Annotated in this window: 6 protein-coding genes; all 6 read right to left on the bottom strand. The window is 46.8% G+C overall.

What is annotated here, in order from left to right:
- Nucleotides 1-483: 483 nt before the first annotated feature.
- The 6 genes from HQN90_RS13260 to HQN90_RS13235 all read right to left on the bottom strand — a co-directional run bounded on the left by HQN90_RS13260 (nucleotide 484) and on the right by HQN90_RS13235 (nucleotide 12,656).
- On the bottom strand, nucleotides 484-3,282 hold the full coding sequence (locus tag HQN90_RS13260; protein ID WP_173218932.1) for a discoidin domain-containing protein: 2,799 nt from the start codon (nucleotides 3,280-3,282) through the stop codon (nucleotides 484-486).
- Between the two features lie 88 nt (nucleotides 3,283-3,370).
- The gene (locus HQN90_RS13255) at nucleotides 3,371-6,484 is read right to left on the bottom strand and encodes a glycosyl hydrolase family 95 catalytic domain-containing protein (protein ID WP_173218929.1); all 3,114 of its coding nucleotides are present in this window, start codon (nucleotides 6,482-6,484) and stop codon (nucleotides 3,371-3,373) included.
- A gap of 12 nt (nucleotides 6,485-6,496) precedes the next feature.
- Nucleotides 6,497-7,369 carry a carbohydrate ABC transporter permease gene (locus HQN90_RS13250; RefSeq protein WP_079410081.1) on the bottom strand — a complete coding sequence of 291 codons (873 nt, stop codon included), beginning with the start codon at nucleotides 7,367-7,369 and terminating at the stop codon, nucleotides 6,497-6,499.
- A 12-nt stretch (nucleotides 7,370-7,381) separates the two neighbouring features.
- Nucleotides 7,382-8,263, bottom strand: coding sequence for an ABC transporter permease (locus tag HQN90_RS13245; RefSeq protein WP_246362337.1), 882 nt, complete (start codon nucleotides 8,261-8,263; stop codon nucleotides 7,382-7,384).
- 173 nt (nucleotides 8,264-8,436) lie between these two features.
- On the bottom strand, nucleotides 8,437-10,077 hold the full coding sequence (locus HQN90_RS13240) for a type 2 periplasmic-binding domain-containing protein (RefSeq protein WP_173218924.1): 1,641 nt from the start codon (nucleotides 10,075-10,077) through the stop codon (nucleotides 8,437-8,439).
- A 221-nt stretch (nucleotides 10,078-10,298) separates the two neighbouring features.
- The gene (locus HQN90_RS13235) at nucleotides 10,299-12,656 is read right to left on the bottom strand and encodes a helix-turn-helix domain-containing protein (RefSeq protein ID WP_173219333.1); all 2,358 of its coding nucleotides are present in this window, start codon (nucleotides 12,654-12,656) and stop codon (nucleotides 10,299-10,301) included.
- Between the last annotated feature and the right edge of the window lie 34 nt (nucleotides 12,657-12,690).

The raw sequence follows: 12,690 nt of genomic DNA, 5'->3' as shown, positions 1-12,690 counted from the left end.
AGAGAAAGCAACTGAGAGCTAGAGTCAGAGAAAGTAGGAGGCTCATCAAGAGATCATCAGAATCCGCAACAGCTATAGTGGAATAGATCCAGACGCTATATTCATACGCAAGAAAGAAGATCACATGCAGAAAGGCCAGTTTATGTCAGGTTAATATGTACAAATCCGAGCTGCCGATAATCGAAAAGTAAAAGTAAGTTTGGAATAGGTACGTTCGAGCCTCTCCGAACCCCAATCAAAAAAAAGCAAAAAAGCTGTCCCTCAAGTAGGTTTATCTACTTATGGGACAGCCCCCTATTCGTGGCAGTAGTTAACCTAGCCTAGCCTGCTGCTAGGTTCGCTAACTATAACTTTATTTCCTTACCTGCTTGGATCAAGCACGAACAATTAGCACTCCTACCTTGCTAATAGATTCAATACAGCAGCGATTTCAACAAATAAGCACGCTCAGCTCCCTTATTCATAGTGCCTATACGAGCCTCCTTAATTATACACCTTAAATTCATAAGCCGAAGCACTTCCGCCACTGTAACTGGAGCCCGCTACGGTAACTCTGACATACCTGTAAGCAGCTGAAAAAGTATCCGTGGTCAAGCCTTGCGTTGTATTACTCGTCCTGTCCAGAATTGTCGTATACGTCACATCGTCATTGCTGCCTTCTATTTTGTACTGGTATGACCTAGGATAGGTCGTGCTGTTGTACCAGTAGCTTTCAAGCTTCGAAATCGCCATACTGCTGCCAAGATCGACTTTCCACCACTGCGGATACGTGTTGGTCACAGCTGCCCAGCGGGTAGAAGAAGTGTTGCCGTCATTGGCATTGCTGATGGCATTCCCTGTTTGTACGGAGCTTGCGGTTGCTGTCTTCCCTTGGGATACAATGCCCGTTGGGGTTGTCGCGCTTACCAGTGAACTCCATATGCTCGAGCCCGAGCTATTTTGGGCCCTTACCTCATACGTGTGGGTTGAGCCTGCTGCAAGTCCAGTATGTGAATAAGGACTGCTTACGTTGGTTACCACTACACCGTCAATCAACAGGTCATAGCTGCCAGCTCCAGTAGAGGCATTCCAGCTGACGTTGATCTGAGACAAGTTGACGGCAGTGGCGGTCAAACCAGTTGGGACAGACGGTAGGTTCGGGTTTACCGCTGCTGGGGTGATGGTCATGACTTGCGGATTGCCTGCGCCAAATTTCGTGCTTTGAATCGTCGCTTGACCGGAAGTAAACTCCACGCCAAGTGCGCTTGCCCGATTGACCAGTCGATAGGTCGTTACTCCGCTTAAACTTGTGTTCGTTGCTGCCGCAATCGCAGAGGCCGAAGAAGATGGCGTGAGGTAGGCTGGAGTTGCATTCCCAACAGGCAAAAGATACCATTGGTCGCTGCCGCTTGCAGATCCATTACCAGCATTTCCGATTGGGTTGGCATTGGCGTCCGCTGCGCCAGTAATTACTGCTGCCCCCATCGCCCGTGTTGCTGCTGCTGTTGATCCAGCTGCCTTCAAATATTTTCCTGTGGACGCGTTCTGTAAGCGATAGAAACCGCTATTTTGGGAACTATCAAATTCATCAGGAACAGGAACAAATTTCCATTGATTCGCTGTGCCATCCTGAAGTGAATTTCCACCAATGGAGATGGTATAGGCTGCAGACGGCGAAATTGCCGTGCCATTTTGGTCCTTTGGCGGATTGTAGGCCGAATAGTACGTCTGCCCAGCGCTAGGAGCAGCGGTAGAATAATTTTTCTGTGATCCCGATAAATCAGAGATCGTTCTAAAGGAATAACCGCTGACTTGCTGATTCGTCAAACTGCCGGTGTCGATTTGCGACAAATAACTGCCTACTGTAGCTGGAAGTTTGCCAACGACTTTAAACGTATCCGGAGCGCCTAAATCATCCGTCTCGTAAATGTATCCGTCATAGCCTACGGATCGGTACTTGCCACTATAAGCATTATAGGAGAAGGCATTCTCATATTGCGTATTGACCGGAAGGAACAACCTTTGTGTCGCCGTATTTTTGAATACCGGGGTGCTGCCGCCCTGTTTAACTGACGTCAAGTAGCCAGTCGCGTTATTCTCTTGGCTGATCCATATCTGACTGCTTTGGATGTAAACGGTGATCGTAGCATCCAGTGCCGGATCAGAGTAAGAGACGGATGGAAGACTTGTGCCGCTTGCATTTTTAAGCGTACCGCTGACCGTATTCGCTGTATATGTGCTGCCTGCCGGATCTTTGAATGTAAAATCTCCACTGCTTGGCACCTTCGTGTAGCCGATGTTCAGGGATGAGCCATCCATTCCCGTTCCTGTTAAGGTAAGACTATCCGTTGCCGGTGTGTAGTTTACAGTCAAATTATGATCGCTGCCAGCTCCCATAGGGCTGCCGATCCAGCCTGCATTCCCTTTAAGTGCGGATCGGGACCAGGTCCCGTTATACCAAACATCCCATGAACCTTCGGCCATCTTGGCGCTGATTGGAGAACGGGCAAGACTAAAGTAGGTGAGTATGTTGCTATAACCAGGTTTCCAATTAATGTGGTTGTTGTAAAGCGCATAGAAGTAACCGTTTGCATTATCTACAAAAAGCCTTGTGCCAGCAACGCCATAAGACCAAGTGGTGCCAGGGAAATTCGTATTCGTCGCTGCTTCATTGCTGTCATTCCATGGTGAAGTGGCCACCTGCCCGATCAACTGCCAGGTAGCTCCTTTATCTGTTGAGTAGGTAGCTAGGACTCGATTGTTATGAACACCTGTGGCAATTCGCTCATTGGTAGTCGGATTGTTCGTTGCAAATGGAGAGAATTGATATTCGTCATTAGTTAATGCATACCAGTAACCTGTATCGGGATCAATCCAGACGCCGATCCCATCGTTGTGGTCATCCTGGTAGGGAGTTGGAATACCGTAGGTTTGATCGAGCTTATAATTAAAAGTTCCAGGCCTATTCCAGTAAGAATTGTAGACGGTTGTCGCGCCCCAGTTCGTGTTCAATGTACCCAAGTCCTTATTGGTGTTGAATTTGATCCAAGAACCGCCGTTATCCGCCTGCTCGTAGTTGGCTACTGAGTACATCCAATGAAACTCTCCTTCCTTGTCGACGAATGCAGAGCCGGCAATATCAGCGGTTCCGGCCGTGAGGCTTGGGACTGTTGCCTGTTGGACATAAATCGGAAACTTCTCTGTCGCTGCCGAAGCCGTCTGTAACCCGCCCAATGCTTGCCCGATTAGGAATGTCACAATAGCAAGTGATCCTGTCCATTTCGCTCTCTTTGTAAGACGCATACGCTTACCTCCATGTTTTGTATTTGTTGAAATCCCTCCACCTACCTTGTTCTCTACTTAATAACTCACCCCCCTTCCTTGGTTTCGTCTATAAATACGTATAGTTTTTATTGATAATGAGCGCATTCACTCGCCACTGAGAGCCTTTGCACGTGCTGAATCGGATTCTCACATATCCGTCCTTCCTCTGGGTTACTGGCAGCATTTCTGTTGCAAATAGGCCAGACCTCAATACTCCCTCAGGTTTCCAAGCGCTCTGACCTACGATCTCAACTGCTGTATAGGAAGGCTCCTCTTGATCTCCTGATATGAAAAGCAAATCGTACCTCCCCTTCGGCAGCTCCACCATTAACGTCGCATCACGCTTTCCACCGATAAAATCTCTGCGCAGCTCGTCAGGCTCTCCACGGTCTTCCGCAGCAAGACCTTCCACGCTTTCCCATCCGATGCCTGAATACGGTTTGAACAACGTCTCGAGTGTTATTGGGCGAAAAGTTTGACCAAGGACGCCTTCCGTATGCACCTGTCTTGGCAGCACTTTGTCATAATTTTTAGCTACCATATGCGACATCAAGCCAAAATCGAACCGATAGACAGCCAGCCTCGATTCACGGGAATTGCCGGCATAATAGTCGAATGTGAAATGGTCGAGCGTCCTGAAATGCTGAGTATCCTGGTTTTTGCCTAGGAATACGCGCCGATGTGTATGGGCTTCGTGAACAAGTGGATGCGCTCTTTGCATAGGAGTGAGATTAGATTTGAACTGAAAAAGCTCCGGCAGTACCGATTCCGCATGGGGATAAATCGCGTATTCCCCGTTCTTTTCCGTGTCAAAAGACATGCATCCATTCTCCTGCTCATAATTCACTTGGCTCCAGGAATGACCGGTTTTCTTGGCAATTAGCACAGTTTGACTGCGATGAAACGGGTTGCGAATTACAGCCTTTGAACCTGCCTTGCTTCGGATATAGACCGAAGTTGTGCCGCCATTCTTCAACTCAGCACTAATCTCGAAAGCACCTACAGCCAGCAAGCCTTGAAACGAGCAATCGCTCCATTTCTCATATGTCTTTACTTTGTTCTTCACCTCATGCTCGTACAGCCCAATCGAACGTTCCTGCTCAGATTCCCCTGAAGGCAGCGCCGGAAATACATGGATCACGCCATCATAGCTTTGCAGCAGCATTTCGTTTACCGCAGCGACCATTTCTCCGGAAGCTTCCATCATGCATGGATGGTACAACGGTTCATTCGTGATGTTGCAGTAGTTCATCCAGCGTTCCGTTTCTTCTGCAAACAACCCATTGCATCTGAGCGATAGGTCTATGCCTTGCTCATACAACAGTCTAATCGCGGTGTTGCCCTTCCCCAGTCTTGAGGCGGCACAGGAAAGCCAACCGAATTGAAACATCCCGAATTCCGTCTCATTCGCAGCATAACGAAGCGTATTTTCTGCCCTTTGCCGCCATAAATAATCACTATTTTTATCAATTTCTCCAATCGGATAAATCGGCATAAGCAGCGAAGGATGCCGCAAATGCAAGTCGGCAGGCGCCCATTCCGAATCGAGCAGGATATCACCGTATCGCTTGGACATTGCGGTTGGATATGCTGCCAAGTTATTCACGATTTGCAGCCATTTGCGCTGATCAGCTTCCGCTTCGCCAAGCCGCTTGCCCGATTCTATGGCTATCTTGAACAAATATTTAATTGTACCCAGGCTGCAAGTTGAGTTTCGAGTCAATGGCCCCTGTTCCGGTGAAATATCCGGGAATACATCATATCGTCCTGTTTCAGCATTCACCTGCAAATAGCCTTCGAAAAATGTTGCAAGCTGCTTAAACAGCGGATACGCTTTTTCCCGCAAGAAATCAAGGTCCATACTGTAGCGATAATAGTCCCAAAGGAATTGCGCGCACCAAGGCCATATGCTTACATACAACGCATGCGGATAATCCCCGGCGATGCCGTCCAAACCATGAAATTGCTTCGCCATTTGCTCGGCAAGCTGAATGTAAGAGAGCAGCCCCTCATGGAACACTTCCGCAGCTTCAAGGTGATTAGCCGTATAAAGCGGCCAAAATGCAGCTTGAATGTTAACGTCCCAGTACCACATGCTGCCCCACTTGGTTGGCTGTTTAATATCCCACAAGCCGTTCAATCCGCATGCTTGCTCGCGCATTGTGCCGCCTTGTCCGCTGCAGCAGGCGATTGCGTATAAATTGATATACCAAAGCTCTTCAAGCATTGCATCCGGCAAGGTGATGGAGGAACGAGACCAGAAGCTTTTCCAATGGGCTTGATGATGCGCAACCATGTCATTGACATGCGGGAAGGGCTTATTCAATCTCATCAGAGCGGTATGAAGCAGTTCCTTGGTTTCCTCCTCCGTCACCACGGTTGTAAGCAGCGTCATGTGCGCCTCCGTATCCTGGAGGGCAATTTGAAGGCGATCATTGGAATCGGCGACCACGCTTCCTTTTGCTCCGATGATCCTCATCATCACAATGAACGAGAACGGATCGTATTGCTCCTTATCTTCACCATCGGGATAGAAAGCTCCTTGATAATAAAACGTCGTGTCATCCAATTGGTGATACGCCACCTGCATATCTACATATCTTCCTATGGGAACAGACATCGCTACTGCTTGCAACAGGGACGCATTCGTCTGATTAATTTCCGTAATGACATAATCGCCATCTTGGGCAATCAACGTGCTCACGGCAAGCTGATCCTTCCCTTTTTCCACACGCAACTGAACAATGGCTTTTTCAATATCCAGCCCTAGGGAATAATTGTCTGGTTCTGTGAGCTGCTCCGAAGGAAAAAGGTGAATTTCGCCAGTCGGATAATGGGAGGCTCCGCCGGAGGACTTGCCATATTTCCTGTACATACTGCTTGTGGATAACGCGTCGCCATATAGAAATATAGGCTCTTGCTCGGAATTACGGTACCGCTCTACCGCCAGCTTCCTCAATTCGTCTAACGTTCGTCCATATTGAAGCGAGAAATGACCGTCTTCCCCATTCCGATACTTCTTGCTGTAACGATGAAGCTTCTGATAATAAACTTCATAATGATTGAGCGCTAGCGTCAGCTTGTTATCCTCGAAATATGCCATGCCCCCAAAATGTCCATTTCCGAGCGGCAAAGCCTCGTTCCAGCTGCTCGGAGCATTCTCGAATGTAACGCCTCGCATAGGTTTCTCTCCTTATTCCTTAATAGCCCCAATCAACACGCCTTGGACAAAATACTTCTGAAGGAACGGATACAGACAAATGATGGGCAGCGTCGAGACCATAATCGCCGCATACTTAATCGTTTCTCCGAAGGCATATTTGTCGTCGCCTCCTCCTGCCATCATCGAATCCGTATTGTTCGAGATCAGAATTTCACGGAGCACAAGCTGGAGAGGATAGGCTTCACGATTCCGCAAATAAACTAGTGCATTAAAATAGGAATTCCAATGCCCTACTGCATACCACAAAATCATGACGGCCATCACTGGCATTGAAAGGGGAATGACGATCCGGAATAGAATCTTCCAATCGCCTGCGCCATCCATTCTGGCTGATTCCTCCAAGCTGACTGGGATTCCTTGAAAGGAAGTACGCATGATAATCATATTGAACGTATTGATCGCACCTGGAATGAGAATAGCCCACATTGTATTCATCATACCGAGGTTGTTCACGAGCAGATAACTCGGAATGAGTCCACCGTGGAACACCATTGTCACAACGATAACGAACATAATGATATTTTTAAAATAAAGATTCGGCCTGGATAATACATAAGCACCTATAGCTGTCATGAACAGGTTGATTGTTGTGCCCAGCACGACGTAGACAAGTGTATTTTGATACCCTTTCATGATCATAGGGTTCTCAAACACGGCTTTGTAGGCACCGAGATTAAAGCCTGCCGGTCTGAGCATTAGCCCTCGATGCTGCAGCAATGACGTCGCATCACTTATCGAAGCGAGTGCCACGTACAAGAACGGATAGAGGGTTATCGCGCAAAGGACAAGCATCAATAGCATATTGAAGTAGCCAAATGTTCGCTCTCCACGGGTTAGTTTCATGTGCAAATCTCCTTACCACAGTTTGTTCTCGCTGATCCGTTTGACAAAGCTGTTGGCCGCTACGATCAGAACAAAGCTGATCACCGAGTTGAATAGCCCAACAGCTGCTGTGAAGCTGTAACTTGCCTCTAGTACCCCTTTGCGATAAACATAAGTCGAAATAACGTCCGCAGTTCCGTAAGTAAGCGGATTGTACAGCAGCAGCACCTTTTCACTGCCGACCGTCAGCATATTGCCCATTTGCAGGATAAACAAGATAACGATTGTCGGCATAATGCCTGGAATCGTAATATGCAGCGTTTGCTTCCAGCGGTTTGCGCCATCCATTCTAGCCGCCTCATACAGGGTCGGATCGATGGTAGCCATCGCAGCCAAATAAACAATCGAGCCCCAACCGATTCCTTGCCATATGCCAGACGAAACGAATAGAAAACGGAACCAGCCTTCCTTTTGCAAGAAGTCAATCGGTTCGATATGAAAGGTACCCATGATTTGATTAATGAGACCATTACGGCTTAAGAAATCAATCATCATCCCAGCCACAACCACGATCGAAATGAAATGTGGCAAATAGGAGATGGACTGTACAACCCGTTTGAACACGCTCTGGCGAATTTCGTTAAGCAGCAGCGCTAGAATAATAGCGGCCGGGAAGCCGAACAACAGATCGTAGAGGTTGATTAAAATCGTATTTTTGATTAATCGCCAGAAGTAAATACCGTTAAAAAAGCTTTGGAAATGTTTAAATCCGACCCATGAACTGCCCAAAATTCCTTTCGCTGGCGAGAAATCTTTAAAAGCAATTTGCAATCCGTACATCGGTCCATAATGGAATATAAGGTAATACGCAATAACAGGAAGAGCCATCACATAAATGGACCAATGCCGTTTCATATCAGCTCGTATGGTTTGCAGGACTGTCGGATTGCGATAAGTTTTCGTTGTCGTCACCGCATGTTCAGCTATATTATTTGCAGCACTTTGCCTCATAATTTCCTAGCCTCTCTCTCTAGTTACAAAAAGAAATCAGGGGACAAACCTGATTCATCCCCTGATTCAACTGTTTCTTAGCGTTTATTGAAACGTTCGAGTGCTCCTTGCTGGATTTTAATCGCTTCGTCGATTCCCATTCCCTGAATCTTTTTCACATACGGATCAAAGTTGTCGAGTGGTTCAACGCCCATGATAAACTTCAAGAGCATCTCATCTTGATAGGTCTGGATGTCGGTCACAATGGAAGCGAATTTGCTGCTTTCATCCTGTGTCGGAGATACAAGCGGGATTTTACGTTCAGCCGTTGGCTTCGACCAGATTTCCAAAGCTTTCTTCTGCTGCGGCAAAGCAAGATATTGCATTTGGAAATTATCGCTTAGGACAAAAGGAGCACTCCATGTTGCGCGATTATATTTGGCAATGGATTGTTGGATGCTGGTTCCTGCTGGAGGATTTAAAATTTCTGGCAGGAAGGTCGCTTTACCGTTCTCCATTTTATAGCTAGTGCCTTCTACCCCATAGTTGAACAACAGGTCGCCTTTTTCCCCATACGCATAATCAAGCCATTTTACCGTTTCGATAGGGTTTTTGTTGGCTGCCGAGATCGCTGCTCCAACACCGTTAAAAGCAAAATCTTTTTGTCCCCAAATCGCTTTGTCGCCAGCCTTCAAGACAGGGTAAGGGGCAGCTTCCAGATCGAATTTAGGCTCCTTATCCTTCATGAGTCCAGCATATTTGCCAATGCCTCCTCCATTGAATGAAGCCGTTGCACCCACGAGATCGGTCGTCATTTTGTTATCGAATAATTTATCGTTAGGTGCTGCGAAATCCTTATCCAGCAAGCCTTCCTTGTACCATTTATTCATGGTTGCGAGGAATTCTTTGTATTCAGGCTGAATCGGTCCATATTTCACTTTGCCTCCATCTTGATAGAAGCTGTAGTTAATGCCCCACGCTCCGAGGAAAGGCGCATCGGTTGCAAACAGATTTTTGTCCAAATAAATAGGAATCTCATCCGCTTTGCCGTTGCCATTGGGATCTTTTTCTTTAAAAGCTTTCAATACCGTGTACCATTCGTCGATCGTTGTCGGCATCTTTAAACCCAGCTTATCCAGCCAATCCTGGCGAATAGATGGACCGAAGAATACCCTGACCTTGTCATCTCCGCGCAGGAAGGGGAACGCATAAATGCTTCCTTCATCCGTTGAAATTTGCTTTTTCCAGTCTGGATGTGCCGCAAGCAGCTTCGTAAGGTTCGGTGCATACTTGTCGATGAGATCATTAAGCTTAATGATTTTCTTATCTAAAATCGCTTTTTCCGGTCCGCCAGGGTATCGAATAACCGCGCCGCTGGTCGCTCCCCAACTCGCTTCAATGACATCCGGAAGTTCGTTGGTCGCAATCATTAAGTTGAATTGCTCTTGCGCTTGGGGAACCTCGAGCGGAGGATGCTGAAATTCAACCTTCACCCCGGTTGCTTTCTCAAGTTCCTTGTACATGCCCATTTCAGCATATGTTTTCATTTGAGATGAGGCTGCTGAGTGATTCGGTACCCAATACGTCAATTTCGTCAATTTGGGCGGCTGTGCATCATTGCTTGACTGCGGCACTGCCGATGAACTGCTGCTTCCCGTATTATCGCCGCAAGCGGTTACCGAAATCGCCAGCGCAGATATCAATACAATAGATCCTGCTTGCTTCAAACTTTTCTTCATTCTTCTTGCCTCCCTATATATGAGTAACCCAAATCGGCACCGATGACTGTTATCCAGCACCTGATTCCAAGTATGCTTATCTTGCTCCGGCATGCCTACTGCCTAGTTCTCATTTGCGTTGTATTTTACTAAGAAATCCGGGCAAGAAGAGAAATGATCAGTCCGTATTAGAAATCGTCAGTAGCCGCTGTGAATAAATAAAGCAGCCCCAAGAGGCTGCTTTATTTATCTGCGCCGATGATTTCCGGCAGCATGGTCTCCCGGTATTTGCCCGGCGTTACACCCTCGAGCTTCTTGAACGCTCGGATGAAGACGACATCGTTATTGTAGCCGATCTTCTTGGCGATCTGCACGATCGTCAGTTCTTTGTTTTCCATTAACTGCTTCGCTTGTTCAATCCGTTTATGTGTGATGTAATCCAGCAAGTTTTGCCCTTGATGTTTTTTGAAAAACGTGGAGAGATATTGCGGTGTCATCTGAATACGTTCAGCAATTTGGGCAACACCAAGGTTAGAGTCATCTAAGTTATCATGGACCATGCATACGATCTCCTGAAGTCTCTGAACACTGTGATCGGATCGTTCCAAATTAAACGAGCGGGTCAGCATCTCGTAAAACTCTTTTGTCTTGGTATACATCCCTTGCGCAGTTGGATAACTGAACACTTCCTTGATGGGATCAAAACCCGCGCCAAGCACCTCATCTTGATTGGTATTGGTGGAATTAATAATTTTCAAGAGCGTGCTTGTCACATTGAAAAATAGGCATCTGCCCAGCTCTGGCGTGATATGGCTGGAATCGAAGTTCATCGAATATATTTTGTCCAACAACTTTTCCACATTCTCTGCATCACCGCCGCGAACAAAGTTAATGAGCTGTATCTCAACTTCAAGCGGATAATAGTAGTGCTGCTTCACTTCGAGGATATCTTGAAAATGAATCGTCGTATGTTTACCAAGAATCAACCTATATTCAAGGGCTGCCAGTGCTTCGGGATAAGAATCGCGTATGGCTTTAGGCCCCGAGTGAATCCCGCCTACGGCGATCGTCATGCCGATTTGGAACCTTTGCGTGATGATTCTGAAGAGCGAGTCAGCGATTTCCCGGATATCCGATTCGGCGAATTTCTCCCGATTTGCTGTCAGGTTAATGAGAAGCGCAATGCGATCTCGGTCGAGTTCCACGGAAAACCCTTTATGGTTGGCTGCAATCAGATCCGTACCGATATTGGAAATGATAAACCTTGCATGTGCCCATTGCTGTTCATCTTCTTCCACTAAGCCATAGCCATCCTCGATTTTGACAATAAGGACTGCAAAGCATTCGCTTATAAATGTCAAATTCATAAACTGCAGTGATTCTCCATTCTCAATCGATATGTCCACATCCATGCGACCATTCAAAAGACGTGACAAGTAGTTGGCTCGTATAAACGGGATTTGCTGCGTTAAGGCCATGCGCAGGTTTTTCTCTTCATGAATGGAGCCTTCCATCGTTTGCCGGATAAACTCATATTCATTCGAGGAAGGACGTTTGATCATTTCTTTTCCGCGCATAATAGCGTTTACCGTTTTCTGCAGAGGCTTATACGTGCGGTAGGCGCCGATACTGACAGCCACTAAACCGCAAATCAAGCAGAGAATGAACAGGCCGATTGACCAGCTTTGAATTTGATTAACCTGCTGCATAAAAACATCGTTGGGCATGATCGATACATATTTCCAGCCTGCTTTTTGGGAGGATGTGACCGAAACGACCTGATCCACACTCCCGAGCCGGTAATCAAACGGACCTGATCTTCCTTGAATGCGCCCTAACAAATCGGAAGGAAAGGGAACTTCGCTGTTGCTCATAATCGTATTGCCTGCGTTGTCAATAATATAAACGGAGCTATGGCTGGCCGATTCCAGCTGCGCGAACAATTGCTTAACCTGGTCGACATCAATCAATACAGTAAAATTGCCGAGATTTTGGGATTGTGAATGAATGGGAAGTGTTTGTATATACGTGACAACATCCTTCGGTGCCTGATCTGCCCCACTAGATAGGGAAGCCACGGGCAAATAAGACATGTTATGCTCCTTATCCATCAACTGGCGCCATCCCTCATACGACATATTCTTATAAGCGTAATAGATCGAGTAAAAGGTCCGCGAGTCCGTTACCACATCCGATTTCACAATCGTATCACTGCTTGCGAAATATACGTAGTAATCGAGGATAAAATTGCTGGTCATGCTGTGATACTTACTCATCTTGTCCCGCATGAATTGGATAAACTCATATTTGTCAAAATCATTCGAGTTGGCCGGGATTCGCAGCATATAATCCAGCTTCGGATCAAATACAACCTGCCGCATCAGCGTATCCACTTCCGACAATTTGTTATCGAGGGATAGTTTCAACTGCTCCAGCATGGCCGCATTGGACTTTGTCGTGCTTCGCTCAAGGCTTTGTTCTACTTTTGCGTACAGAAAAAGCCCCATTGCAAGCGGTATCAAAAGAATAAATAAATTGGAGGCGATTATCGTCGAAAGTGCACTTTTGCGACTGCGGACAAGGCGTAAAATAAAAGGCATTTTCAAAACAAGATCACCATCCCTTCCGCGTAAT

The organism is Paenibacillus alba, assembly GCF_013204855.1.
GTDB lineage: Bacteria > Bacillota > Bacilli > Paenibacillales > NBRC-103111 > Paenibacillus_E > Paenibacillus_E alba.
Note: the sequence above shows the minus strand (reverse complement) of the source record. Positions and strands in the feature narration are given on the sequence as shown.

Excerpts from the sequence above, each read along its gene's own strand:
- HQN90_RS13235 (WP_173219333.1), bottom strand. The coding sequence starts at position 12,656 with ATGCCTTTTATTTTACGCCTTGTCCGCAGTCGCAAAAGTGCACTTTCG.
- HQN90_RS13255 (WP_173218929.1), bottom strand. The coding sequence starts at position 6,484 with ATGCGAGGCGTTACATTCGAGAATGCTCCGAGCAGCTGGAACGAGGCT.
- HQN90_RS13250 (WP_079410081.1), bottom strand. The coding sequence starts at position 7,369 with ATGAAACTAACCCGTGGAGAGCGAACATTTGGCTACTTCAATATGCTA.
- HQN90_RS13240 (WP_173218924.1), bottom strand. The coding sequence starts at position 10,077 with ATGAAGAAAAGTTTGAAGCAAGCAGGATCTATTGTATTGATATCTGCG.
- HQN90_RS13260 (WP_173218932.1), bottom strand. The coding sequence starts at position 3,282 with ATGCGTCTTACAAAGAGAGCGAAATGGACAGGATCACTTGCTATTGTG.
- HQN90_RS13245 (WP_246362337.1), bottom strand. The coding sequence starts at position 8,263 with ATGAAACGGCATTGGTCCATTTATGTGATGGCTCTTCCTGTTATTGCG.